Source organism: Pseudomonas sp. Kh14 (genome assembly GCF_900291005.1).
Lineage (GTDB): Bacteria > Pseudomonadota > Gammaproteobacteria > Pseudomonadales > Pseudomonadaceae > Aquipseudomonas > Aquipseudomonas alloputida.
Genome location: NZ_OLKJ01000034.1, coordinates 684,058 through 710,848 on the forward strand (window position 1 = coordinate 684,058; position 26,791 = coordinate 710,848).

The following is a 26,791-nucleotide window of genomic DNA, read 5'->3' on the forward strand; positions in this document are numbered from 1 at the left end:
GCCCCCCACAGGGGGGGGCACGGATGCCTAGACCGCTATGCCCTGTTCGGCCAGGAATGTGACGAAGGCATCTTCGTCCAGCACCTTCACACCCAGCTCAGCAGCCTTGGCCAGCTTGGAACCTGCCCCCGGCCCTGCCACCACACAGTGGGTCTTGCCGGAAACGGAACCGGCAACCTTGGCCCCCAGGCTTTCCAGCTTGTCCTTGGCAATGTCGCGGCTCATGCGCTCCAGCGTACCGGTCAGCACCCAAGTCTGGCCGGCCAGCGGCAAGCCTTCGGCCACCTTCTTCTCGCTGCTCCAGTGCATGCCGAACGCCAGCAGCTGCGCTTCGATGTCCCGAGCCAGTTTCTGGTTGGCTTCATCCTTGAAGAACTCACGCACTGCGTCGGCCTGCTTGGCCGCCAGGGCCTGGCGCAGGTCAATGCCGTCGGCGGCGATGATCTTGTCCAGGCTGTCGAGCTTGGCCACCAACTTCTCGGCACCGGTCGGGCCGACGGAGGCAATGTCGAGCTTGGCGATCATCCCGGCCAAGGTGGTGCTGGCGGCAAATTCGGCAGCCAGCTCGCCTTCGTCCTGCAACTGCATACCGCTGTCGAGCAGCTGCTGGATAACCTTCTGGTTGTGCTCGTCTTCAAAGAAATTGTGGATCTCGTAGGCCACTTCGAGACCGATGTCCGGCAAATAGGTCAGCACCTGCGGCAATGCCTGCTGCACGCGCGCCAGGCTGCCCAACGAGCGGGCCAGCACCTTGGCAGTCTCCTCGCCGACATCCGGGATGCCCAGCGCGTAGATGAAGCGCGCCAGGCTCGGGCGCTTGCTGGCTTCGATGGCATCCAGCAGCTTCTGGGTCGACACCTCGGCAAAGCCTTCAAGGCCGACGACCTGCTCGAACTGCAGCTTGTACAAATCAGCCGGCGAGCCGATCAGGCCCTCGTCCACCAACTGCTCGACGCTCTTTTCACCCAGGCCGTCGATGTCCATGGCACGGCGCGACACATAATGAATGATCGCCTGCTTGAGCTGCGCGCCACAGGCCAGGCGGCCGACGCAGCGGTACACCGCCCCTTCGCTGGTGGTTTCCTTGCCTTTGCTGCGTTTGACCAGTTGGGTGCGCTCGACCTGCGAACCACACACCGGGCACTCGCTTGGCACTTCTACCGGGCGGGCGTCTTGCGGACGACGCTCCAGCACCACCTGCATCACCTGCGGGATCACGTCGCCGGCCCTGCGAATGATCACCGTGTCGCCGATGCGCAGGCCCAGGCGGGCGATTTCGTCCATGTTGTGCAAGGTGGCGTTGGACACGGTCACACCGGCCACCTTGACCGGCTTCAGTCGAGCCACAGGCGTTACGGCACCCGTACGGCCAACCTGGAACTCAACGTCCAGCACCTCGGTCAGCTCTTCCATGGCCGGGAACTTGTGGGCAATCGCCCAGCGCGGCTCTCGGGCGCGAAAGCCCAGTTCGCGCTGGGCGGCCAGGCTGTTGACCTTGAACACTACCCCGTCGATCTCATACGGCAGGCTGTTACGCCGCTCGCCAATGTCACGGTAGTAGGCCAGGCATTCTTCGATGCCCGCCGCATGCTTGAGCTCGCGGCTGATCGGCAGCCCCCAGGCCTTGAGTTGTTCAAGGATGCCGATGTGGCTGTCGCCGATGCTTTCGGACAGCTGGCCGACGCCATAGCAGCAGAACTCCAGCGGGCGGCTGGCGGTAATTTTCGAATCCAGCTGGCGCAGGCTGCCAGCGGCAGCGTTGCGCGGGTTGGCGAAGGTCTTGCCACCGGCCTCGGCCTGGGCGGCATTGAGCCGGTCGAAACCGGCCTTGCTCATGTACACCTCGCCGCGCACCTCCAGCACTGCCGGCCAGCCCTTACCCTGCAACTTGAGCGGGATGTTGCGCACGGTGCGTACGTTGGCACTGATGTCTTCGCCAGTGGTGCCGTCGCCACGGGTGGCGCCCTGCACCAGCTGGCCGTCGCGGTACAGCAGGCTCACGGCCAGACCATCGAGCTTGGGTTCGCAGCTGTAGTCGACCGCGCCAGGCTGATCGAGGCCTTCTACCACGCGACGGCCGAACTCACGCAGGTCGGCTTCTTCGAAGGCGTTGCCCAGGCTGAGCATCGGCACTTCGTGGCGCACCTGGCTGAACGCCGCCATGGCAGCTCCACCCACACGCTGGGTGGGCGAGTCAGGGGTTAACAGGTGCGGGTGTTCGGCTTCCAGCGCCTTGAGCTCGTTGAACAGGCGGTCGTATTCGGCATCGGGCACGCTGGGCTCGTCGAGCACGTAGTAGCGATAATTGTGCTGATCGAGCTCGGCACGCAGTTCGAGGATACGGGTTTCGGCGGTCATGGGATTTGTCTTCTCTTGCAAAGCAAAAGAGCAGCTTGGGGTGTGCGTGGGGTTCCAGGTGCCTATTGACTGTGCCGGCCTCTTCGCGGGTAAACCCGCTCCTACAAGGGCATCACATGCTTCCAGGGCTGTGATGTACCTGTAGGAGCGGGTTTAACCGCGAAGAGGCCGGCACAGGCAACGACGATACCCGAACCGGCCAGCACGCCCTCAGGCTGCTCTTTCGTCTGGATCTGTCAGCGCTTCTGGGTCAGCGCACGGCGCTCGAACTCGACAATACGCTGGCGGTAGTGCTCGATGGTCTGGGCGGTCAGCACGCTGCGCTGGTCATCCTTGAGCTCACCGTTCAGTTCGTGGGCCAGCTTGCGTGCCGCGGCAACCATCACGTCGAAAGCCTGCTTCGGATGACGCGGGCCCGGCAAGCCGAGGAAGAAGCTCACCGCGCGGGTGCTGAAGTGATCGATGTCGTCCAGGTCGAACACGCCAGGCTTGACTGCGTTGGCCATCGAGAACAGCACCTCGCCGTGACCGGCCATGCTCTCGTGGCGGTGGAAGATGTCCATTTCGCCGAAGCGCAAGCCGCTTTCCAGGATGTTCTGCAGCAGCGCCGGGCCCTTGAAGCCACCCTCGTCGCGGGAGATCACGCTGATGACCAGCACCTCTTCGGCAGGTGGCAACTCCTTGACGCTGTTGCTGGCAGGCGCTGCGCTGCTACGGTTGTTGTCGGCGGCAAACTCGTCATCGCTGTCGGCAAACAGGTCGGGCTCGCGCGGCTCGGCGCTCAGGTTCAGGTCACCCTGCTGCACATCGGCAGCCGCACTGGCACGCTTGCCGCGCTTGCTGGCCTTGACCGGCTTGGGCTCACGCTCGCGATCACGCGCAGACGCGCTGAGCGACGGCAGGTCGCTTTCGTCCAGCTCAGGCTCCTTGTGGGTATCGAGCACTCGCGACGGGCCGAGCACTTCGGCACTGCCACCCTCTTCGTCCGGCAGGTTGGAATAACTGCGATCCAGACGGAATTTCAACTTGCCTTTCCCGCCGCGCATGCGGCGCCAGCCGTCGAAAAGAATCCCGGCGATAACAATGATGCCGATGAGGATCAGCCACTCGCGCAGACCGATTTCCATGTAATCCCGTGCCTCTATAAAAATATGCTTGAAAACAAAGGGTTCAAAGCCCTTTAACACGTGGCGCCAACTCTATGTTCTGACAGGCGTTTTACCCACGCAAAAAACGAGTGACATTAAGCTAGCACGACCAAAGACAACTTTACACCGTCTGTCGCACACGGCGGGGGCATTTCGCTGCAGAATGTGCCCCTATTGTCGTGCATCACGCGTCGACCATGGCCATGGCCGCCTCCACATCAACCGCAACAAGGCGTGAACAACCTGGTTCATGCATGGTCACCCCCATCAATTGGTCCGCCATCTCCATCGCAATCTTGTTATGGGTGATGTAGATGAACTGCACGCTTTCACTCATTTCCTTGACCAGACGCGCGTAGCGCCCGACGTTGGCATCGTCCAGCGGTGCATCGACCTCGTCGAGCATGCAGAACGGTGCGGGGTTCAACTTGAAGATGGCAAACACCAGCGCCAAGGCGGTCAGTGCCTTCTCGCCGCCGGACAGCAAATGGATGGTGCTGTTCTTCTTGCCCGGTGGGCGCGCCATGATCGTCACCCCTGTATCGAGTAAATCTTCGCCCGTCAGTTCCAGATAAGCGCTGCCTCCCCCGAAAACTTTTGGGAAAAGTGCCTGTAATCCGGCATTTATCTGATCAAAGGTATCCTTGAAGCGGTTGCGGGTTTCCTTGTCGATCTTGCGGATGACGTTTTCGAGGGTCTCCAGCGCTTCGACCAGATCGGCGTCCTGGGCGTCCAGGTAACGTTTGCGCTCGGACTGCTGCTCGTATTCTTCGATGGCCGCCAGGTTGATCGCCCCCAGGCGCTGGATGCGCGCTTCAAGCTGTTCCAGCTCCTGCTCGGTGCCCTGCTCGCTGGCCTCGGCTTCCAGGGTGGCGAGCACGCCTTGCAGGTCATAGCCATCGGCCAGCAACTGTTCCTGCAAGGTTTTGCGCCGCACATCCAGGCCCTGGCACTCCAGGCGCAGCTGCTCCAGTTGACCACGCAGCAGCTGGGCCTGCTGCTCGGCCTGGGTGCGGCGTTTTTCGGCATCGCGCAGTTCGCGGTCAGCTTCGTCCATGTGCAGGCGAGCCAGGCGCATTTCCTCGTCGACGCTCATGCGCCGCTCCAGCAGCTCCTCCAGCTTCAGGCGCAGTTCTTCCTGCGGAGCTTCACCCTCCTCCAGGTTCAGGCTCAGTTGTTCCTGGCGCTCGGTCAGGCGTGCAGCTTGCTGCTCCAGACGCTCCAGCGCCTGGCGGGTGGAGTCGTGCTGGGCACGCAACGAACCCAGGCGCACCGCCAGCTGGTGAGCGTGGTCCTTGTGCTGGCGGGCTTCCTGACGCACCCGGTCAAGGCTTTCGCGCAGGGTGTCGCGGCGGGCCATCAACTGTTCGCGCTGCTCGGTGTCCTGGGCCATGAGCTCCAAAGCCTCTTGCAGCAGCAGGCGCGCTTCGCCCAGTTGCTCGTGTTCCAGGGCGCGCTGTTCTTCCAGCTCGCTCAGCTCTTCGTGCAAGCGGCGGCGGCGCAGTTCGACCTGCTCGGCGCGCGCGCGGCTGGCCGAAAGACTGGCCTTCAGCTCGCCGTGCAGGCGGTTTTCATCCTGGGTGCGGCGGCGCAACTGTTCGCGCTGCTCCTCCAGGTCCAGTTGCTGCTCGCGCAGGGCCTGCAACTGTTGATCGAGTTGCTCCAGCGCCGCTTCCTGTTCCAGTTGTTCCTGGCCCAGGCGTTCGATTTCCTGGCCGCGCGCCAACACGCCGCCTTCGGCCTCGCCACTCCGGCGTACCCGCAGGAAGTGCCGGCCGACCCAGTAGCCATCGCGACTGACCAGGCTCTGCCCTTCGCCGAGCGCCCCGCGCTGCTCCAGCGCCTGGGCCAGGTCTTCCACAGGCCTTACCTGGCCCAGCCAGGGCGCCAGGTCGATACGGCCCTCGACCTTCTCCAGCAAGCTGCCGGGCAACGTCGCCCCCGCGCCGACGGCCAGCAGCAAGCGCAGCTCACCCTGTTCCAGGCCCGCAAAATCGAGGTCGTTGAAATCGTCCACCAGCACAGCCTGCAGATCGGCGCCAAGCACCGTCTCTACCGCCAGCTCCCAACCCGGCTCCACCCGCAGGCCTTCGGCCAGCCGCGGCTGTTGCTCCAGCCCTTGGCCGTGCAGCCATTGCGCAGCACCTGCGCCCGGCTCCAGGGCGGCCTGCTGCAAGGCTTCAAGCGAGGCCAGGCGCCCGCCCAGGCGCTGCAGGTCGCCCTGTGCCTGCTGTTGCGCCTGGGTGGCCTGCTGCAGTTGCTCGCGCGCGCTTTCCAGGCGCTCGATCACCTGCTCTTCGCAGAGCTGCAGTTCTTCCAGCAGCATTTCGCTGCTGGCCAGTTGCTCGGCCAGTTCGAGCATGGCGGCATCCTGCGGGTCGCTGCCCAGTTGCTCGCGCTCCTCGACCAACTTGCGCTGGCGCTCGGCCTGGCGCTCAAGACTGGTTTCCAGCTGCTGCAGGCGCGCCTGCTGCACTTCGGCCTGGCGGCGCGGTTCGGCGGAGCGGCTGTTGAAGCTGTCCCACTGTTCCTGCCAGCCGTGCATCCCCAGCTCGGCCTCTTCCAGCGCGGCAGCGGCTTCCTCGGCAGCAGCCAGGGTCATTTCCTGCTCGGGTTCGAGCATGGCCAGCTCTTCGCCCAAAGTCGCCAGCAAAGTACGGTCGTGCCCCAGGTGCGATTCGGTTTCCAGGCGTGTGCGCTCGGCTTCCTTGAAGTCGTCCTGCAACTGCCGCAGGCGCTGCTGGCCATGCTGGATACTCTGCTCGACCCGGGCGATGTCACCGGCTACCGAGTAGAAACGGCCCTGCACCTGGTTGAAGCGTTCGGACAGTTCGTGATGACCGTCGCGCAGGCGTTCGATACTGGCATCGGCATTGCGCTGCTCGGCCACCAGTGCCTCGTGAGAAACGCCCTGATCGCCGATCACCGATTCGCGCTGGCGTACTTGTTCGTCCAGGTCTCGCCAGCGCAAGGCAGACAGGCGCGCTTTCATCTGCCGCTCCTGAGCCTTGTACTCACGGTACTTCTCGGCTGCCTGGGCCTGGCGATGCAGACGCTCCAGCTGGCGCTCGAGCTCTTCGCGCAGGTCGGTCAGGCGCGCCAGGTTTTCCTGGGTGCGGCGGATGCGGTTCTCGGTTTCGCGGCGGCGCTCCTTGTATTTGGAAATGCCAGCCGCTTCCTCGATGAAGTTGCGCAGCTCCTCGGGCTTGGCCTCGATCAGCTTGGAGATCATGCCCTGCTCGATGATCGAGTAGCTGCGCGGCCCCAGACCCGTCCCGAGGAAAATATCCGTGATGTCACGCCGTCGGCACTTGGTGCCGTTGAGGTAATAGCTGTTCTGCCCGTCGCGGGTAACCTTGCGGCGGATCGAAATCTCGGCGTAGGCGGCATACTCGCCGACCAGGGTGGTTTCGCTGTTGTCGAACACCAGTTCGATACTGGCCTGGCTGACCGGCTTGCGGCCACTGGAGCCGTTGAAGATGACGTCGGTCATCGACTCGCCGCGCAGGTTCTTCGCCGAACTCTCGCCCATCACCCAACGCACCGCGTCGATGATATTGGACTTGCCGCAGCCGTTTGGGCCGACCACGGCCGCCATGTTGCTGGGGAAGTTGACCGTGGTCGGGTCGACAAACGACTTGAACCCGGCCAGGCGAATGCACTTCAGGCGCATCGGTCAGCCTCTGGCCAGTGCCGCCAGCACCAGTTCGCAGCTGCGCTGGCCATAGGCGGTGAGCACCTCGCGAATGCGCGGCAGGTCACGCGAGACCACGGCTTCGAGCAGCCGGGCGAACAGGTCGAGATAGTCGATCATGTTGGCCTGGCGCTGGTCCAGCGACAGGTAATAGGCACGGCTCATGGCCGGCTGCAGGTTTTCCACGGTTTCCTGCAGGAACGGGTTGTCGGCGAAGGGATAGGCCGCACGCATGACCGCAAAACTGTCGGCGACGAAGGTCTTGATGTCGAGCTGGTCATGGGCACGCTGGAGCCGCTGCTGGATTTCCAGAAACGGGCGCAGGTCGGCTTCGGTGCGCCATTTTTGCGCAACTGCATTGCCCAGCAGGATGTAGAACTCGCCCATCAGCGAGCACAGGCTGCGAACGCTGCGCTCATCCAGCTGGGTCACATGGGCGCCCCGGCGCGGCAGGATCGCCACCAGATGACGGCGTTCGAGGATCAGCAGTGCTTCGCGCACCGAGCCGCGGCTGACGTTGAGCGCCTGGGTAACTTTCTGCTCCTGGATACGTTCGCCTGGCGCCAGCTCGCCGCGGATGATGCGTTCGGCCAGGTAATCGGCAATCTGCTCGGAGAGGCTGTCCGGGGCCTTGAACGTCATGGTTTTCCTTCAAAATCATTGAACTGGGCACAAGGGGCGAATTGTAGCGTACTTGGGCGGTAATCGCGCAGAGGGGCCAGGTGGTTTATTTGACCTTTCAGACAGCCACGCGCCCGGCGCGATCTATGCTTGGAATAGAGGCAGTGTGTGCGGCTGGGCATGGACATGTGCATTTTCTTGACCCTTGAGTCAGAAAAATATTGACCTGCTAGACAGGTCTTGCTTAGAGTCCGCCCAACAACAATAAAACCATTGCGAGGCCATCCCCGTGATCCAGTTTCTCGTCAACCAGGAGCTGCGTAGTGAGCACGCCCTGGACCCTAACATGACGGTGCTGCAGTACCTGCGCGAGCACCTGGGCAAAACCGGCACCAAGGAGGGCTGCGCCAGTGGAGACTGCGGCGCTTGCACCGTGGTGGTCGGCGAGCTGATCCAGGACGACCTGGGTAACGACAGCCTGCGCTACCGCAGCCTGAACGCGTGCCTGACCTTCGTCTCGTCGCTGCATGGCAAGCAACTGATCAGTGTCGAGGGCCTCAAACAACAGGGTCAACTGCACAGCGTTCAACAAGCGATGGCGGACTGCCATGGTTCGCAATGCGGCTTCTGCACGCCCGGCTTCGTCATGTCACTGTTTGCCCTGCAAAAGAACAGCAGCGGCCCTGACCTGCACCAGGCCCAGGAAGCCCTGGCTGGCAACCTGTGCCGCTGCACCGGTTACCGGCCGATCCTCGACGCCGCCGAGCAGAGCTGCCGCCAGCCCTGCCGCGACCAGTTCGATACCCAGCAGGCGCAAACCATCAGCCGCCTCAAGGCGATTGCCCCGACCCAGACCGGCGAGCTGAACAGCGGCGACAAGCGCTGCCTGGTGCCGCTGACCGTGGCGGATCTGGCTGACCTGTACAGTTCGCACCCCGAAGCGCGACTGCTGGCCGGTGGTACCGACCTGGCGCTGGAAGTCACCCAGTTCCACAAGACCTTGCCGGTGATGATCTACGTCGGCCACGTGGCAGAACTCAAGCGCATCGAGAAAACCGCCAGCCATCTGGAGATCGGCGCCGCCACGCCGCTGACTGACTGCTACGCCGCGCTGAATGAGGAGTACCCTGACTTCGGGGCACTGCTTCACCGCTTCGCCTCGCTGCAGATCCGCAACCAGGGCACCCTCGGTGGCAACATCGGCAACGCCTCGCCAATCGGCGACTCGCCCCCCCTGCTGATCGCCCTGGACGCGCAGGTGGTGCTGCGCCAGGGTGAACGCCAACGGGTTATGCCGCTGGAAGACTACTTCATCGACTACCGCATCACGGCTCGCCAGGACAGCGAGTTCATCGAGAAGATCATCGTACCGCGCGTCTCCAGTGACTGGGCGTTCCGCGCCTATAAAGTGTCCAAGCGACTGGACGACGACATCTCCGCCGTGTGCGCAGCCTTCAACCTCAGCATCGAAGACGGAGTGGTCAGCGGTGTGCGTATCGCCTTCGGCGGCATGGCGGCGATTCCCAAGCGCGCACGCGCCTGCGAGGCAGCGTTGCGCGGCAAGCCGTGGAACCAGGCCGCCATCGAGCGCGCCTGCCAGGCCCTGGCCGAGGACTTCACCCCGCTCAGCGACTTCCGTGCCAGCAAGGAATACCGCCTGCTGACCGCGCAGAACCTGCTGCGCAAGTACTTCATCGAACAGCAAACGCCGCACATCGAAACCCGGGTGACCGCTTATGTCTAACCATCACATAGCCAAGAACCAGGCCGAGATGGCCGAACTGTTCAGCCAGGACCTGACCACCGGTGTCGGCCGCAGCGTCAAGCACGACAGCGCCGACAAGCATGTATCGGGGGAGGCGCTGTACATTGACGATCGCCTGGAATTCCCTAACCAGTTGCATGTGTATGCACGTACCGCCGACCGCGCCCATGCGCGCATCCTGCGCATCGACACCACGCCGTGCTATGCCTTCGAGGGTGTGCGTATCGCCATCACCCACGAAGACATCCCCGGGCTGAAGGACATCGGCCCGGTGGTGGCCGGCGACCCGCTGCTGGCCATCGACAAGGTCGAGTTCTTCGGCCAGCCGGTGCTCGCTGTCGCTGCCCGCGATCTTGAAACCGCACGCAAGGCGGCCATGGCCGCCATCGTCGAGTACGAAGACCTGGAACCGGTGCTGGACGTGGTCGAGGCGCTGCGCAAGAAGCACTTCGTGCTCGATAGCCACACCCATCAGCGCGGCGATTCGGCTGCTGCTCTGGCCAGCGCCCCCCATCGCATTCAGGGCACCTTGCACATCGGCGGCCAGGAGCACTTCTACCTGGAAACGCAGATTTCCTCGGTCATGCCTACCGAAGACGGCGGCATGATCGTCTACTGCTCCACGCAGAACCCCACCGAAGTGCAGAAACTGGTCGCCGAAGTGCTCGACGTGCCGATGAACAAGGTGGTACTGGACATGCGTCGCATGGGCGGCGGTTTTGGCGGCAAGGAAACCCAGGCCGCCAGCCCGGCATGCTTGTGCGCGGTAATCGCGCGCCTGACCGGCCAACCAACCAAGATGCGCCTGCCGCGGGTCGAAGACATGACCATGACCGGCAAGCGCCACCCGTTCTACGTCGAGTATGACGTGGGCTTCGACGACAACGGCCGGCTGCACGGTATCAATTTCGACCTGGCCGGCAACTGTGGCTATTCGCCCGACCTGTCCGGTTCGATCGTCGACCGTGCCATGTTCCACTCCGACAACGCTTACTACCTGGGCGATGCCACCGTCCACGGCCACCGCTGCAAGACCAACACCGCCTCCAACACCGCCTACCGCGGCTTTGGCGGCCCACAGGGTATGGTCGCCATCGAGCAGGTCATGGACCATATCGCCCGTCATCTGGGCCGCGACCCGCTGGCCGTGCGCAAGGCCAACTATTACGGCAAGACCGAACGCAACGTCACCCACTACTACCAGACCGTCGAGCACAACATGCTCGAAGAGATGACCGCCGAGCTGGAGGCCAGCAGCGACTACGCCGAGCGACGCGAGTCGATCCGCCGCTTCAACGCCAACAGCCCGATCCTGAAGAAAGGCCTGGCACTGACACCGGTCAAGTTCGGCATTTCGTTCACCGCCACCTTCCTCAACCAGGCCGGTGCACTGATCCATATCTACACCGACGGCAGCATTCACCTGAACCACGGCGGCACCGAAATGGGCCAGGGCCTGAACACCAAGGTGGCCCAGGTGGTGGCGCAGATCTTCCAGGTGGATTTCAGCCGCATCCAGATCACCGCCACCAACACCGACAAGGTACCCAACACCTCGCCTACGGCTGCTTCCAGCGGCGCCGACCTGAACGGCAAGGCGGCGCAGAACGCGGCTGAAATCCTCAAGCGCCGCCTGACCGAGTTTGCCGCACGGCACTATCAAGTGACCGAGGAAGACGTCGAGTTCCGCAACGGCCATGTGCGGGTGCGCGACCAGATCGTCAGCTTCGAGCAACTGGTGCAGCAGGCTTACTTCGCTCAGGTGTCGCTGTCCAGCACCGGGTTCTACCGCACGCCGAAGATCTTCTACGATCGCAGCCAGGCCCGCGGCCGGCCGTTCTACTACTTCGCCTTTGGCGCTGCCTGCGTGGAAGTGATCGTCGACACGCTGACCGGCGAATACAAGATGTTGCGCGCCGACATCCTGCACGACGTGGGCGATTCGCTGAACCCTGCGATCGACATCGGCCAGGTGGAGGGCGGTTTCATCCAGGGCATGGGCTGGCTGACTACCGAAGAGCTGGTGTGGAACGCCAAAGGCAAGCTGATGACCAACGGCCCGGCCAGCTACAAGATCCCGGCCGTGGCTGACATGCCACTGGACCTGCGGGTGAAGCTGGTGGAGAACCGCAAGAACCCGGAAGACACCGTATTCCATTCCAAGGCCGTGGGCGAGCCCCCGTTCATGCTCGGCATTGCAGCCTGGTGTGCAATCAAGGATGCCGTGGCCAGCCTGGCCGATTACCGCGTGCAGCCGCAGGTGGATGCGCCAGCTACGCCGGAGCGGGTGCTGTGGGGCTGCGAGCAGATGCGCAAGGCGGTGGCTGAAACACAGTCGAACGAACTGGAACTGGAAACCATTATCCACTGACAACGCAAGGCCCTCGTAGGAGCGGGTTTACCCGCGAATGCGATAGTGGCTTCACCGCCGCATTCGCGGGTAAACCCGCTCCTACAAGGGTCGGCAGCATGGCTTAGAGAGGTTGCATCATGCACCAATGGATCAACGCCCTCGCCGACCACCAGTCCCGTGGCGAAGCCTGCGTGCTGGTGACCATCATCGAGGAGCGCGGCTCTACCCCGCGCAACGCAGGCTCGAAGATGGTGGTCAGCGCCAGCGGCCTGTTCGACACCATCGGCGGCGGCCACCTGGAATACAAGGCGCTGCACATCGCCCGGCAGATGCTCGAAGAGCAGCGCACCACCCCGCACCTGGAGCGCTTCAGCCTCGGTGCCAGCCTGGGCCAGTGTTGCGGCGGCGCCACCGTGCTGCTGTTCGAGCCGATGGCCGCGGTACAGGCGCAGATCGCCGTGTTCGGCGCGGGCCATGTCGGCAGGGCTCTGGTACCCTTGCTCGCCGCGCTCCCCTGCCGGGTGCGCTGGATCGACTCGCGTGAACAGGAATTCCCTGAACTCATCCCCAAAGGGGTGACCAAGGTCGTCAGTGAGGAACCGGTCGACGAAGTCGCGGACCTGCCACCCGGCAGCTACTGCATCGTCATGACCCACAACCACCAGCTCGACCTGGAACTGACCGCCGCCATTCTCAAGCGCAACGATTTCACCTGGTTCGGCCTGATCGGCTCGAAGACCAAACGGGTCAAGTTCGAGCACCGCCTGCGCGAGCGAGGCTTCGAGGAGGCCGTGATGGCACGCATGCGCTGCCCGATGGGCCTGGCCGAGGTCAAGGGCAAGCTGCCCATCGAGATCGCCGTGTCTATCGCCGGTGAAATCATTGCCACTTACAACGCCTGCTTCGGCCAGCACGACGCTGCCGCCAATGCCGGCCCCATTGCCCAGTTGCTGCCGCCCTCCCGGCGCAGCCAAGCCATTTGACGAGTGTGTTATGACCGTTACCCGCAAAGCCTACCGTGCCGCCATCCTGCACAGCATTGCCGACCCGGCCGAGGTGGGCCTGGAGGCTTCCCATGAATACTACGAAGACGGCCTGCTGGTGGTCGACGATGGCCGCATCAGCGCCGTTGGGCACGCAAGTGAACTGCTGCCGACGCTGGATGCCGGCATCCCGGTCGAGCACTACCAGGACGCGCTGATCACCCCAGGCTTCATCGATACCCACATCCACTTCCCGCAGACCGGCATGATCGGCTCGTACGGCGAGCAGTTGCTGGACTGGCTGAACACCTACACCTTCCCTTGCGAAAAGCAGTTCGCCGATAAAGGCCATGCCGACCAGGTGGCGAAGATCTTCCTCAAGGAACTGTTGCGCAACGGCACCACCACTGCGCTGGTATTCGGCAGCGTGCACCCGGAGTCGGTGAATGCCCTGTTCGAAGAGGCTGAACGCCTGGACCTGCGCCTGATCGCCGGCAAGGTAATGATGGATCGCAACGCGCCGGACTACCTGACCGACACCGCCGAATCGGGCTATGCCGAAAGCAAGGCACTGATCGAGCGCTGGCATGGCAAGGGCCGCCTGCATTATGCCGTTACCCCGCGGTTCGCCCCAACCAGCACGCCGGAACAATTGACCCTGGCTGGCCAATTGCTCAAGGAGCACCCGGGCGTATACATGCACACGCACCTGTCGGAAAACCTCAAGGAAATCGACTGGGTCAAGTCGCTGTTCCCCGAGCAGAAAGGTTATCTGGACGTCTACGATCACTTCGAGCTGCTGGGCGAGCGCTCGGTGTTTGCCCACGGCGTGCACCTGTGCGACGAAGAGTGCCAACGCCTGGCCGAAACCGGCTCGGCCGTGGCCTTCTGCCCCACCTCCAACCTGTTCCTCGGCAGTGGCCTGTTCAACCTGCCCCAGGCCGAGCGATTCAAGGTCAACGTGGGCCTGGGTACCGACGTTGGCGCCGGCACCAGCTTCTCTCTGCTGAACACCCTGAACGAGGCATACAAGGTGATGCAGCTGCAAGGCGCGCGCCTGCATCCGTACAAATCGCTGTACCTGGCCACCCTCGGCGGCGCCCGCGCACTGCGCCTGGACGACCGTATCGGTAGCCTGCGCCCGGGCAACGATGCGGACTTCGTGGTGCTGGACTACAAGGCCACACCACTGTTGGACTACCGTATCCAGCAGTCCAACAGCATTGAAGAAACCTTGTTCGTGCTCACCACCCTGGGCGATGACCGTACCGTACGTGAAACCTACGCCGCCGGGCGGTGCGTGCACCAGCGCTAAGGTTCTTTCGCCAGGCCCCGATACAGCGCGCCGCCGATTGCAGCACCGATCAGCGGCGCCACCCAGAACAGCCACAGCTGCTGCAGGGCCCAGCCACCGACGAACAAGGCCGGCCCCGTGCTACGCGCGGGGTTGACCGAGGTATTGGTCACCGGGATCGAGATCAGGTGGATCAGGGTCAAGGCCAGGCCAATGGCGATGGGTGCAAAACCTGCCGGTGCGCGGGCGTCGGTCGCCCCCATGATGACCACCAGGAACATCGCCGTCATTACCACTTCACTGACAAAACCCGCACCCAGCGTATAGCCACCAGGCGAGTGGTCGGCGTAGCCGTTTGAAGCCAACCCCGCAGACAGCTCGAAACCGGCCTTGCCGCTGGCGATGAGGTAGATCACACCGGCCGCCAGAATGGCACCGATTACCTGGGCGATCACATAAGGCAGCAGCTCTTTGGCCGGGAAGCGCCCGCCTACCACCAGCCCGAACGACACAGCAGGGTTTAGATGGCAACCAGAGATATGGCCGATGGCAAAGGCCATGGTCAGTACGGTGAGGCCGAAGGCGAAGGCGACACCGAGCACACCGATGCCGAGAGGGGAACTGGCTGCGAGTACCGCACTGCCACAGCCACCAAGGACCAGCCAGAAGGTGCCGATCAGTTCGGCCCCCATGCGTTTACCCAGGGACATGCTCATGAATCCATTCCTCAAGAAGTTGAACGCAACGAATGCGCAAGCCCAACTGCTTGATGAAGGTTTGCTCACAAGAATTTAGCAGACCTTTGGGTTATGGCCAGTAGTGGCTGGAAGGGCTGCCTTGCAGCCCCTCGATCACGCAGGCAAACGATCAACCCTTGACGGAAACCTTGGGTTTTTTCAACAGATGCGAGAACACGGCATGCAAATCGTCCGAGGCGCTCTCCTCGTCCAGGTTCAGCTTGCTGTCGATGTGGTCCATGTGATGCATCATCAGGCTCACGGCCTGCTCGGCATCGCGCGCCTCGATGGCATCGATGAGCTGCATGTGTTCATCGTATGAGCAGTGCGAGCGGTTACCGCTTTCGTACTGGGCAATGATCAGCGAAGTCTGCGAGACCAGGCTGCGCTGGAAACTCACCAGCGGTGCATTGCCCGCCGCTTCGGCCAGCTTGAGGTGGAACTCACCGGAAAGGCGGATGCCGGCACCCCGGTCACCGCGCGAGAAGCTGTCGCGCTCTTCGCGCACCATCTGCCGCAGCTCGTTGAGCTGCTCGGGGGTGGCATGCTGCACCGCCAACTCGGTGATGGCGCGTTCGACCATGCGCCGTGAGAAGAACACCTGGCGCGCCTCTTCGACGGTCGGGCTGGCCACCACCGCACCGCGGTTCGGCCGCAGCAGCACCACGCTTTCGTGGGCCAGGCGCGACAAGGCGCGGCGGATGATGGTGCGGCTGACGCCAAAGATCTCGCCCAGCGCTTCCTCGCTCAACTTGGTGCCCGGAGCCAGACGCTGCTCGAGGATCGCCTCGAAAATATGCGCGTAGACGATGTCGTCCTGGGTACCGCTGCGGCCGGCCTTGCCGACTCGTGCAGGTTTCTTCAGAGGTTGCAGCTGTTCGTTCATGGGCTCTCGAGGCACGAAGAGAAAGTATGGCGCCATTGTACACAGGCTGAGGCGATTCCGCAGGGGGCGTTTTACCTATATAGCCGTTGTACGACACATTGCGCATACAAAACATAAAACATTATTTGCTTTATTTGTACACAAAAGCATAATCCACCGAGCAACTTCTTGACCCATAAGTCAACAAAACGGTCAGACGTCTGCCTTCCCCGCGGAGCCGCCAAGTGCATCGCTCAGGAAACTGGCTCCATAACAACAAGAACGACTTGAGGAGTACTCGCTGTGGAAAGCCGCAAATCCGAAGCCCCTACGCTGGATCTTGCCCCACCGCTCGAAACGAGCTGGCTGGAGCGGATTTTCAAACTCAAGCAACACGGCAGCACTGTCAAAACCGAAATGATCGCTGGGGTGACCACCTTCATCACCATGGCCTACATCATCTTCGTCAACCCCAACATCATGGCCGACGCCGGCATCGACCATGGTGCCGCTTTTGTCGCCACCTGCATCGCCGCCGCGCTGGGCTGCCTGCTGATGGGCCTGTACGCCAACTGGCCGGTGGGCCTGGCGCCGGGCATGGGGCTCAATGCCTTCTTTACCTACACCGTGGTTGGCACCATGGGCTACAACTGGGAAACGGCGCTGGGGGCGGTATTCGTCTCGGGCGTGCTGTTCATGTTCCTGACCTTGTCGAAAGTGCGCGAATGGCTGCTCAACAGCATCCCGGTCAGCCTGCGCCATGCCATGGGGGCCGGCGTCGGATTGTTTCTCGGGCTGATCGGCCTGAAGACTGCAGGCATCGTCGTCGACAGCCCCGCCACCCTGATCAAGCTGGGCTCGCTGCATGAGCCGGGGCCGCTGCTGGCGGCCGTGTGCTTCCTGCTGATCGCCATCCTCAGCTACAAGCGGGTATTCGGCGCGATCCTGATCAGCATCATTGGCGTCACCCTGGCCGGCTGGGGCCTGGGCCTGGTCAAGTTTGGCGGGGTGGTGTCTATGCCGCCGAGCCTGGCGCCGACCTGGATGGCCATGGACGTGGCTGGCGTGTTCAACGTCAGCATGATCAGCGTGGTGCTGGCGTTCCTCTTCGTGCACATGTTCGACACTGCCGGCACCCTGATGGGCGTCGCGCAACGGGCCAACCTGGTGGCGCCGGACGGGCGTATCGAGAACCTGTCGAAAGCGTTGAAGGCTGACAGTGCCTCGAGTGTGTTCGGCGCGGTGGTCGGTGTACCGCCAGTGACCAGCTATGTGGAGAGTGCTGCGGGGGTTGCCGCAGGTGGCCGAACTGGCCTGACGGCTGTGGTGGTAGGCCTGCTGTTCATCGCCGCGATGTTCTTCGCACCGCTGGCCGGGATGATTCCGGCCTATGCGACAGCAGGTGCGCTGATCTACGTTGCAATGTTGATGATGGGCAGCATGGCGCACATCCATTGGGATGAGGCCACAGACAGCATTCCGGCGATCGTCACGGTGATCATGATGCCGCTGACGTTCTCGGTCGCCGATGGTATTGCCCTGGGCTTCATCAGCTATGTGGCATTGAAGGCGGGTACCGGCAAGTACAAGGAAATCTCGGCCAGCCTGTGGGTGCTGTGCGCGATCTTCATTGCCAAGTTCGTGTTCCTCTGACCGAGGGCGCTTGGCTTTAGATTTCCAGTGTTCTCGAAATCGAGCGCCGCCCGCGCGGCGCATCGCGAACAAGGTCGTTCCTACGCTTGTTTCGGGCCATTAATGCGAGGGACGCGCCCCCCCGTGCTGGTACGCCGCGATATGGCTCCATGCGCCAAGGCATTCACGCGCAAATCCCACTGCGTCAAATGGCCCGAAACAGACGTAGGAGCCACTATCTTGCTTAACATTGGAAAGGCCTGCGCGGTCCCCCCGTAGGAGCGGGTTTACCCGCGAAGAGGCCGGCCCTGCTGGCCAATCTCCACCCGCCGTTCACCGTTGCTGCCGCCACCGTATTCGCGGGTAAACCCGCTCCTACACCTGATCGGTGGTGGACACACATGTCGGGGGTTGGGCACAGGCCGTCGTGTAGGAGCGGGTTTACCCGCGAAGAGGCCGGCACAGGCAATGCAAAAAACAGCAGACGAAAAAAAGCCCGCCAGTGTGAGAGCGGGCCAAAGGACCTACGAAGATTCTTCTAGCGACCAACTAGCTTCCACGATAGGTCGAATAGCTGTACGGCGAAATCAGCAGCGGCACGTGGTAGTGCTCCTGCGACTCGTCGATGCCAAAGCGCAGCACGACAACATCCAGAAACGCCTGGGCCGGCAATTGCACGCCACGGGCGCGGTAGTAATCCCCAGCGCTGAACTGCAACTGGTAAACGCCAGTGCGGTAATCGTCCCCCTGCAGCAGCGGCGCGTCGACGCGGCCATCGCTGTTGGTCAGGGCAGTGTTCACCAGCTCCAGTTGCTGGCCTTCAACGCGGTACAGCTCGACCTTGATCGAGCTACCCGGGCAGCCATGCGCGGCATCCAGTACGTGTGTGGTCAAACGTCCCATTGCGTGTCGCCTCTTTGTTCAATCTGTGGGCAAAAAATACTCAGCCATCGCACCAGCTTAGCGCCTGCGGCAGGCGGGAATGACGTTATTAAGACATTCTACCCAAGGATTGTACACAATTTTTTGATCCCCTCTGTCACACCCTCCATTTGCTGCCCATAAACCACCCATCGGTCGCAAATACACGCACCATAACGATGCCAACCTCATTAGCTGACCAATCAGGCAGGTTTCTTGCACTGTATTTCCAGGTCGCTGTCAGGCGACAAAAGGGAAGAAATGCGGAAAAACAGGCTTACAAAAGATTTCAGAAGTTGTATACAATCAGCCCATCCGGTGGTGCGACATACCGACGCGGCCCGCCCACCCCCCGCACTAACGCACAAGAAGGAAGACTGCAGTGAGCGCTGATTACCCTCGCGACCTGATCGGTTACGGCAACAACCCTCCTCACCCGCAATGGCCGGGTAACGCCCGCATCGCGCTGTCTTTCGTCCTCAATTACGAGGAAGGTGGCGAACGCAACATCCTGCACGGTGACAAGGAATCCGAAGCCTTCCTGTCCGAGATGGTCGCTGCCCAACCCCTGCAGGGCCAGCGCAACATGAGCATGGAGTCGCTGTATGAATACGGCAGCCGTGCCGGTGTATGGCGCCTGCTGAAGCTGTTCAAGGACAGCGGCGTGCCACTCACCGTCTTCGCCGTGGCCATGGCCGCCCAGCGCCACCCCGACGTGATCCGCGCCATGGTCGAAGCCGGCCATGAGATCTGCAGCCACGGCTACCGCTGGATCGACTACCAGAACATGGACGAGGCCCAGGAGCGCGAGCACATGCTCGAAGCCATCCGTATCCTCACCGAACTCACCGGCGAGCGCCCGCTGGGCTGGTACACCGGCCGTACCGGCCCGAACACCCGCCGCCTGGTGATGGAAGAAGGTGGCTTCCTCTATGACAGCGACACCTACGACGACGACCTGCCCTACTGGGAGCCGAACAACCCCACCGGCAAGCCGCACCTGGTGATCCCCTACACCCTGGACACCAACGACATGCGCTTCACCCAGGTACAGGGCTTCAACTGCGGCGAGCAGTTCTTCCAGTACCTGAAAGACGCCTTTGATGTGCTGTACGCCGAAGGCGCCGACGCACCGAAAATGCTTTCCATCGGCCTGCACTGCCGCTTGGTCGGCCGGCCGGCACGCCTGGCTGCGCTCAAGCGCTTCGTCGATTACGCAAAAAGTCATGACCAGGTCTGGTTCGCCCGTCGCGTGGATATCGCCCGCCACTGGCACGCCACCCACCCGTACAAGAATGAGAACGCCTGATGACCGCCTTCAATACCCTCAAACCATCCACCCTGGACCGTGACGCCTTCGTCAAGGCCTTCGCCGACATCTACGAGCACTCGCCGTGGGTTGCGGAAAAAGCCTATGACCTGGGCCAACTGGGCGAGCTGGACGAGATCGAGGCGCTGCACCAGCGCATGAGCGACATCCTGCTCAGCGCCAACCACGCCGACCAGCTGGCGCTGATCAACGCTCACCCGGACCTGGCCGGCAAGGCCGCCATCCAGGGCGAGCTGACCGAATCGAGCACCAACGAACAGGCTGGCGCCGGCATTCACCAGTGCACCGCCGAGGAGTTCGCCCGTTTCACCGAGCTGAACGATGCCTATAAAGCCAAGTTTCAGTTCCCGTTCATCATGGCGGTGAAGGGCAGCAACCGGCACCAGATTCTCGCCGCCTTTGAAAAGCGCATCCACAACGATGCCGATGCCGAATTCAAGGAAGCCCTGGCGCAGATCAACCTGATCGCCCTGTTCCGCCTGCTGCAGCTGTAAGCAACAGCCGAACCTTATTCAGAAAACGAACAATAGAAGAGATAACCGCATGCGCACCCTGATGATCGAGCCCTTGACCAAAGAAGCCTTCGCCCAGTTCGGAGACGTGATCGAAACCGACGGCAGCGACCACTTCATGATCAACAACGGCTCGACCATGCGCTTTCACAAGCTCGCCACGGTCGAAACCGCCGAGCCTGAAGACAAGGCGATCATCAGCATCTTCCGCGCCGACGCGCAGGACATGCCGCTGACCGTGCGCATGCTGGAACGCCATCCGCTGGGCAGCCAGGCTTTCATCCCGCTGCTCGGCAACCCCTTTCTGATCGTGGTCGCGCCCGTTGGCGATGCACCTGTATCAGGCTTGGTCCGAGCCTTCCGCAGTAATGGCAGGCAGGGCGTTAATTACCATCGCGGCGTCTGGCACCACCCGGTGCTGACGATCGAAAAGCGGGATGATTTCCTGGTGGTTGATCGCAGTGGTTCTGGCAACAACTGCGATGAGCATTACTTCACCGAGGAACAGATGCTGATCCTCAATCCCCACCAATAAGAAAAGGTCAGTCATCTTCTCGGTGACTGGCAGAGGTACATACTGTGGAAGCACACCTTCACGAATGGCTGAACCTGAGCATTCGCTGGGTTCACATGATCACCGGCGTCGCCTGGATCGGTGCATCGTTCTACTTCGTCTGGCTGGAGAACCACCTGAACCGAAGCAACCCGCGCGATGGGTTGTCGGGTGATCTCTGGGCGATTCACGGCGGTGGTATCTACCACCTGGAGAAATACAAGCTCGCCCCCCCGAAAATGCCCGAGAACCTGCACTGGTTCAAATGGGAAGCCTATTTCACCTGGATGTCCGGTATCGCCCTGCTGTGCGTGGTGTTCTACTGGAACCCGACCCTGTACCTGCTGGCACCTGGCAGCACCCTGAGCGGTGCCGAAGGCGTGGCCATCGGTATCGGTTCGCTGATCGCGGGCTGGTTCATCTACGACTTCCTGTGCGACTCGCCCCTGGGCAAGAAGCCAGCGCTACTCGGTGGTGTGCTGTTCGTGCTGATCATCGCTGCCTGCTGGGGCTTCAGCCTGGTGTTCAGCGGCCGCGGTGCCTACCTGCACACCGGCGCGATCATCGGCACCATCATGGTCGGTAACGTGTTCCGCATCATCATGCCGGCCCAACGCCAGCTGGTGGCGGCGATCGAGAACAACCAGACGCCCGACCCGGTACTGCCGGCCAAGGGCCTGCTGCGCTCGCGTCACAACAACTACTTCACCCTGCCGGTGCTGTTCATCATGATCAGCAACCATTTCCCGAGCACCTACGGTAGCCAGTACAACTGGCTGATCCTGGCCGGTATCGCAGTAGCCGCGGTTCTGATCCGCCACTACTTCAACACCCGCCACGACAGCAACAAGTACGCCTGGACCCTGCCCGTCGGCGCTCTGGCGATGATCTGCCTGGCCTACGTTACCGGCCCGAAACCGATGGCCGTAAGCCCTGAGCAAGCAGCAGCGAAGATCGAGTACCAACCGCTGCCGGCAACTGCGGTAGGTGGCAAGACTGCTGCCGAGCAGCGTGCCGAGGACGCCGCCAAGGCTGCCGAAGCACCCGCCGCACCTGCGCAAGCACCGGCCCAGGCCGCTGCCCAGGCCGGTGGCGGCGACTTCGACAAGATCCACAATGTCATCCAGGAACGCTGCACCGTGTGCCACTCGTCCAAGCCGACCAGCCCACTGTTCAGCACCGCCCCTGCCGGCGTGATGTTCGACACTCCGCAGCAGATCCAGGCCCAGGCCGCGCGCATTCAGGCGCAAGCGGTTGCCAGCCAGATCATGCCGCTGGGCAACATCACCCAGATGACCACCGAAGAGCGCAAGCTCGTCGGCGACTGGATCGCCAAAGGCGCCCAGGTCAACTGACAGCACCTCGCCAGGCAACCCGCCCCCAAGGGAATCACCTTTCCCTGTAGGAGCGGGCTTGCCCGCGAAGAGGCCGGTAGCCCCGGCCTCAAGCTTCATGTGTAACGCAACAAGCAAGCATCGAGCGCGCAGGCATGAGGCCTGCCGCTTGGATCCGAGAATAAAAACAAAACTCGAGGTGCTGCATGTCCGAGTCACGCAAGGCGTATATCCCCATTGCGCCGCCGCGAGAACCCTTGCCTTTGTTCCAACTGATCCTGGTTGGCCTGCAACACGTTCTGCTGATGTACGGTGGCGCGATCGCCGTGCCGTTGATCATCGGCCAGGCCGCCGGGTTGTCCCGTGAAGAAGTCGCTTTCCTGATCAACGCCGACCTGCTGGTCGCTGGCGTCGCTACCATCATCCAGTCGTTCGGTATCGGCCCGGTGGGCATCCGCATGCCGGTGATGATGGGTGCCAGTTTCGCTGCCGTCGGCAGCATGGTGGCCATGGCCGGCATGCCCGGCGTGGGCCTGCAGGGGATCTTCGGCGCGACCATCGCTGCCGGGTTCTTCGGCATGCTGATCGCGCCGTTCATGTCCAAGGTTGTCCGCTTCTTCCCACCGCTGGTTACCGGTACGGTGATCACCTCGATTGGCCTGTCGCTGTTCCCGGTGGCTGTCAACTGGGCCGGTGGCGGCCATGAAGCAGAAACGTTCGGCTCGCCGATCTACCTGCTGGTGGCCGGCCTGGTACTGGCTGTGATCCTGCTGATCAACCGCTTCATGCGCGGTTTCTGGGTCAACGTGTCGGTACTGGTGGGCATGGGCCTTGGCTATATCCTGGCCGGCTCCATCGGCATGGTCGACCTGTCGGGCCTGAACGACGCACCGTGGCTGCAGGTGGTCACCCCCCTGCACTTCGGCATGCCGACCTTCAGCCTGGCGCCGATCCTGTCCATGTGCCTGGTAGTGGTGATCATCTTCGTCGAGTCCACCGGCATGTTCCTGGCCCTGGGCAAGGTGACCGATCGCGAAGTCACCCCTGGCATGCTGCGTCGCGGCCTGCTGTGCGATGCCGGTGCGTCGTTCATTGCGGGCTTCTTCAACACCTTCACCCACTCCTCGTTCGCCCAGAACATCGGCCTGGTGCAGATGACCGGGGTGCGCTGCCGCTATGTCACCATCGTGGCCGGTGCACTGCTGATCCTGCTCAGCCTGCTGCCCAAGGCGGCCTTCCTGATTGCCTCGATCCCGCCTGCGGTACTGGGCGGCGCGTCCATCGCCATGTTCGGCATGGTCACCGCCACCGGGATCAAGATTCTTCAGGAGGCGGACATCGGCGACCGCCGCAACCAGCTGTTGGTTGCCGTGAGCGTCGGCTTCGGGTTGATCCCCGTGGTGCGTCCGGAGTTCTTTGCCCAGATGCCACAGTGGATGGAACCCATCACCCACAGCGGTATCGCCATGGCCACGGTCTGTGCCCTGGTGTTGAACGTACTGTTCAACATCCTTGGCGGTGCCGACCGCGCAATGCACAACGACGTCTGTCACCAGCATTGAGCCAAAGGGGGCGGTGCATGGCCGCCCCTCGTCCACCTCTGCAGTAACTGCTACGCCGTCGACCCGCCGGAATGGGTCGCCCGGGGCGCCTGCGCGCCAAAAAAACGCCAACAAAAACAATAAGTCCGGGAATCACAACATGAAGCGCATCACCACGTCCCTGTTGTTGGGCAGCAGCCTGCTGGTCACCCTCCCCTCGCACGCAGGCGAATGGCTGCAATGGCACGGCGAAAGCCTGACCTACCTGTACGGCAAGGACTTCAAGGTCAACCCTGATATCCAGCAGACCATCACCTTCGAGCACGCCAACAAATGGAAGTACGGCGACACCTTCATGTTCGTCGACAAGATCTTCTACAACGGCAAGGCCGACCCCGGCAAAGGTGTGACCACCTACTACGGCGAGTTCAGCCCACGCCTGTCATTGGGCAAGATCTTCGACCGCAAGCTTGCCTTCGGCCCGATCAAGGACGTGCTGCTTGCCATGACCTACGAGCGCGGTGAAGGCGACAACGAGGCCTACCTGATCGGCCCAGGCTTTGACTTGAACATCCCCGGCTTCAACTATTTCACCCTCAATTTCTACGTGCGTAACACCGAAGGCAGCCGCCCCGGTGACAACGTATGGCAGATTACCCCCGGCTGGTCGTACACCATCCCTGTAGGCCGGTCAGACATTCTGATCGACGGTTACCTGGACTGGGTTACCGACAACGACCAGACCCGTCGTGGCACCTATCACGCCAACCTGCACTTCAACCCGCAGGTCAAATACGACCTGGGCAAGGCGCTGAACCTGGGCGCCAAACAGCTCTACGTCGGCTTTGAATACAGCTACTGGAAAGACAAGTACGGCATTGACAGCCGCGGCAACCTGGACAGCAACCAGAGCGTCGCCAGTGCGCTGATCAAGGTACACTTCTAGGAAGTTGACCAAACGCACAAGTTTGAATCACCCCGCTCCAGGACGGAGCACTTGAGGCCCGGCGCGCAAGCCAGTAATCTGCGCGCCCCCTCGATCAGGGCAGAACGGATTCTGCCTGCGTTTACTGACCGCTCAGTCAATGAATTCGGGCGGTTGGCCAACGTGTTGCCAGCCTGAAATACCCTTTTCATCCGTTCAGAACGAAGTCGAGCAGGAAGGTTTTGCCAACCCGGAAAAGTTGGCCCAACCCTTGCCAAACAGCTGTGGCCTATCGAAAAAAGCTGACTCAAAAGACAAAAAAAGCGCCGACACCGAGCGCTGACAACAGATCAATCAAGGGAGCGACACTCGCAATGCGTACTATCAACAGCCTGATCCTCGCCGGCGGCCTGCTGGCCTGCGGCACCACCTTCGGCGGCGACCTGCTGCAATGGCAGAACAACAGCCTGACCTACCTGTGGGGCAAGAACTTCAAGGTCAACCCCGCGATTCAGCAAACCGTCACCTTCGAGCACGCCGATGGCTGGAAGTACGGCGACAACTTCATTTTCGTCGACAAGATCTTCTACCAGGGCCAGAAAGACGCCGGCAACGGCCCGAACACCTACTACGGTGAGATCAGCCCACGCCTGTCGTTCGGCAAGATTTTCGACCAGAAGATCGAGTTTGGCCCGGTCAAGGACGTGCTGCTGGCAATGACCTACGAGTTTGGCGAGGGTGACACCGAGTCCTACCTGATCGGCCCGGGCTTCGACCTGGCCATCCCGGGCTTCGACTACTTCCAGCTGAACTTCTACAACCGCACCACCGACGGCAGCCGTGCCGGCGACAACGTGTGGCAGATCACCCCGGTGTGGTCGTACACCATTCCGGTCGGCGATTCCGACGTGCTGATCGACGGCTTCATGGACTGGGTGGTGGACAACGACGAGAACCGCCGCGGCACCTACCAGGCCAACCTGCACTTCAACCCGCAGATCAAGTATGACCTGGGCAAGGCATTGCACCTGGGTGAGAAACAGCTGTACGTGGGTGTGGAGTATGACTACTGGAAGAACAAGTACGGTATCAAGGACAGCGACGCCTTCACTACCGACCAGAACACCATGAGCTTCTTGGTCAAGGTGCACTTCTGACCTGAGTTACCGGGGCCGCTTTGCGGCCCATTCGCGGGTAAACCCGCTCCTACAGGGGCCGCGCCGGGTTCAAGGCAAATGCGGTACCTGGTAGGAGCGGGTTCACCCGCGAACCGGGGCAAAGCCCCGGCCAGGCGCCTCAATTGGCAGGTCTGATCGCCCGCCACAACTTCCCCGCAGCACTGACCACCGCCAGCACCATGGCACCGGCCACAACACCGACCCCAGCGTTGAGCAACGCCCCGGTCAGCGCCCCGCCACGCCCTTCGCTGAACGCCTCGATGGCATGATGCAGCGGCTCGATGCCATGCACCAGGATCCCACCGCCCACCAGGAACATCGCCGCAGTACCAATCACCGACAGGCTTTTCATCATGTACGGCGCCGCCCGCAGGATGCCGTTACCCACTGCCTGAGTCAGCCTGGAGGTTTTGCGGGCCATCCACAGCCCAAGGTCGTCAAGCTTGACGATCCCGCCTACCAACCCATACACACCAATGGTCATCACCACCGCAATGCCCGACAGCACGATGATCTGCTGGGTCAGCGGCGAGTCAGCCACGATACCCAAGGTAATGGCGATGATTTCCGCCGACAGGATGAAGTCGGTACGCACAGCCCCCTTGATCTTGGCTTTTTCAAAAGCCACCAGGTCAACACTGGCATCGGCAACGGCCTCCTTGCGCGCCTCGTGCTGTGCCTCATCCTCTTCCTTGCTGTGCAAGAACTTGTGCGCCAGCTTCTCGAAACCCTCGAAGCACAGGAACGCGCCACCCAGCATCAACAACGGCGTAACCGCCCAGGGTATGAACGCACTGATCAGCAGCGCGGCCGGTACCAGGATCGCCTTGTTGACGAACGACCCCTTGGCCACCGCCCAGACAACCGGAAGTTCGCGATCGGCGCGCACGCCGGTGACCTGCTGAGCATTCAGCGCCAGGTCATCACCCAGCACGCCTGCGGTTTTTTTTGCCGCCACCTTGGTCATCAGAGAGACGTCATCCAGCAGCGTGGCGATATCGTCGATCAGTACCAGTAGACTGCTTCCTGCCATGTTTGCTTGTATCC

20 protein-coding genes are annotated in these 26,791 nt (G+C 62.1%); 12 read left to right on the top strand and 8 right to left on the bottom strand.

What is annotated here, in order from left to right:
• Nucleotides 1–27: 27 nt before the first annotated feature.
• The 4 genes from ligA to FQ668_RS20365 form a co-directional block, all read right to left on the bottom strand.
• Nucleotides 28–2,358, bottom strand: a complete 2,331-nt coding sequence (gene ligA / locus FQ668_RS20350; protein WP_144180605.1) for an NAD-dependent DNA ligase LigA — start codon at nucleotides 2,356–2,358, stop codon at nucleotides 28–30.
• 236 nt (nucleotides 2,359–2,594) lie between these two features.
• Nucleotides 2,595–3,485, bottom strand: a complete 891-nt coding sequence (gene zipA / locus FQ668_RS20355; RefSeq protein ID WP_144180607.1) for a cell division protein ZipA — start codon at nucleotides 3,483–3,485, stop codon at nucleotides 2,595–2,597.
• Between the two features lie 205 nt (nucleotides 3,486–3,690).
• Entirely contained in the window at nucleotides 3,691–7,179 is a 3,489-nt protein-coding gene (gene smc, locus FQ668_RS20360; protein ID WP_019438873.1) for a chromosome segregation protein SMC, read from the bottom strand.
• 3 nt (nucleotides 7,180–7,182) lie between these two features.
• Entirely contained in the window at nucleotides 7,183–7,842 is a 660-nt protein-coding gene (locus tag FQ668_RS20365) for a GntR family transcriptional regulator (protein ID WP_010955022.1), read from the bottom strand.
• Nucleotides 7,843–8,110: 268 nt separating this feature from the next.
• Between FQ668_RS20365 and xdhA the strand changes: the two genes are divergently transcribed.
• The 4 genes from xdhA (at nucleotide 8,111) to guaD (ending at nucleotide 14,237) form a co-directional block, all read left to right on the top strand.
• Entirely contained in the window at nucleotides 8,111–9,565 is a 1,455-nt protein-coding gene (xdhA, locus tag FQ668_RS20370) for a xanthine dehydrogenase small subunit (RefSeq protein ID WP_014590209.1), read from the top strand.
• Nucleotides 9,558–11,957: a xanthine dehydrogenase molybdopterin binding subunit gene (gene xdhB, locus FQ668_RS20375; RefSeq protein WP_019438874.1), complete on the top strand. Its 2,400-nt coding sequence runs from the start codon at nucleotides 9,558–9,560 to the stop codon at nucleotides 11,955–11,957. Before xdhA ends, xdhB begins: the two co-directional genes overlap by 8 nt.
• Nucleotides 11,958–12,076: 119 nt before the next feature.
• Entirely contained in the window at nucleotides 12,077–12,922 is an 846-nt protein-coding gene (gene xdhC / locus FQ668_RS20380; RefSeq protein ID WP_014590207.1) for a xanthine dehydrogenase accessory protein XdhC, read from the top strand.
• Nucleotides 12,923–12,932: 10 nt separating this feature from the next.
• Complete coding sequence (guaD, locus tag FQ668_RS20385; RefSeq protein WP_019438555.1) at nucleotides 12,933–14,237, top strand: guanine deaminase; 1,305 nt, start codon at nucleotides 12,933–12,935, stop codon at nucleotides 14,235–14,237.
• Here the strand turns inward: guaD and aqpZ are convergent.
• A complete protein-coding gene (aqpZ, locus tag FQ668_RS20390) occupies nucleotides 14,234–14,932 on the bottom strand; it encodes an aquaporin Z (protein WP_014590205.1) in 699 nt (232 codons plus the stop codon). The genes guaD and aqpZ overlap by 4 nt on opposite strands.
• Before the next feature lie 151 nt (nucleotides 14,933–15,083).
• Nucleotides 15,084–15,839, bottom strand: coding sequence for a GntR family transcriptional regulator (locus FQ668_RS20395; protein WP_014590204.1), 756 nt, complete (start codon nucleotides 15,837–15,839; stop codon nucleotides 15,084–15,086).
• Nucleotides 15,840–16,151: 312 nt separating this feature from the next.
• Between FQ668_RS20395 and FQ668_RS20400 the strand changes: the two genes are divergently transcribed.
• Nucleotides 16,152–17,471 (top strand): NCS2 family permease, encoded by a 1,320-nt coding sequence (locus FQ668_RS20400; protein WP_230678101.1) that lies wholly within the window; start codon nucleotides 16,152–16,154, stop codon nucleotides 17,469–17,471.
• 528 nt (nucleotides 17,472–17,999) lie between these two features.
• Here the strand turns inward: FQ668_RS20400 and uraH are convergent.
• Nucleotides 18,000–18,353, bottom strand: coding sequence for a hydroxyisourate hydrolase (gene uraH, locus FQ668_RS20410; RefSeq protein WP_003254328.1), 354 nt, complete (start codon nucleotides 18,351–18,353; stop codon nucleotides 18,000–18,002).
• Between the two features lie 400 nt (nucleotides 18,354–18,753).
• On the opposite strand from uraH, the gene puuE reads away from it, so the two are divergent.
• From puuE to FQ668_RS20445, 7 genes are all read left to right on the top strand, one after another.
• A complete protein-coding gene (gene puuE, locus FQ668_RS20415; protein ID WP_019438553.1) occupies nucleotides 18,754–19,680 on the top strand; it encodes an allantoinase PuuE in 927 nt (308 codons plus the stop codon).
• Nucleotides 19,680–20,195 (top strand): 2-oxo-4-hydroxy-4-carboxy-5-ureidoimidazoline decarboxylase, encoded by a 516-nt coding sequence (gene uraD, locus FQ668_RS20420; protein WP_010955031.1) that lies wholly within the window; start codon nucleotides 19,680–19,682, stop codon nucleotides 20,193–20,195. Before puuE ends, uraD begins: the two co-directional genes overlap by 1 nt.
• A 49-nt stretch (nucleotides 20,196–20,244) precedes the next feature.
• Nucleotides 20,245–20,748 (top strand): ureidoglycolate lyase, encoded by a 504-nt coding sequence (locus FQ668_RS20425; protein ID WP_003254333.1) that lies wholly within the window; start codon nucleotides 20,245–20,247, stop codon nucleotides 20,746–20,748.
• Nucleotides 20,749–20,792: 44 nt separating this feature from the next.
• On the top strand, nucleotides 20,793–22,121 hold the full coding sequence (locus FQ668_RS20430; protein WP_014590201.1) for a urate hydroxylase PuuD: 1,329 nt from the start codon (nucleotides 20,793–20,795) through the stop codon (nucleotides 22,119–22,121).
• A gap of 185 nt (nucleotides 22,122–22,306) precedes the next feature.
• The gene (locus tag FQ668_RS20435; protein WP_014590200.1) at nucleotides 22,307–23,662 is read left to right on the top strand and encodes a nucleobase:cation symporter-2 family protein; all 1,356 of its coding nucleotides are present in this window, start codon (nucleotides 22,307–22,309) and stop codon (nucleotides 23,660–23,662) included.
• Between the two features lie 139 nt (nucleotides 23,663–23,801).
• Nucleotides 23,802–24,587, top strand: coding sequence for an outer membrane protein OmpK (locus FQ668_RS20440; RefSeq protein WP_014590199.1), 786 nt, complete (start codon nucleotides 23,802–23,804; stop codon nucleotides 24,585–24,587).
• 353 nt (nucleotides 24,588–24,940) lie between these two features.
• Nucleotides 24,941–25,723, top strand: a complete 783-nt coding sequence (locus FQ668_RS20445; protein ID WP_012051676.1) for an outer membrane protein OmpK — start codon at nucleotides 24,941–24,943, stop codon at nucleotides 25,721–25,723.
• Between the two features lie 139 nt (nucleotides 25,724–25,862).
• Here FQ668_RS20445 and FQ668_RS20450 read toward each other — a convergent pair whose 3' ends face one another.
• Nucleotides 25,863–26,777 (bottom strand): DUF808 domain-containing protein, encoded by a 915-nt coding sequence (locus tag FQ668_RS20450; RefSeq protein WP_070383589.1) that lies wholly within the window; start codon nucleotides 26,775–26,777, stop codon nucleotides 25,863–25,865.
• Nucleotides 26,778–26,791: the final 14 nt, after the last annotated feature.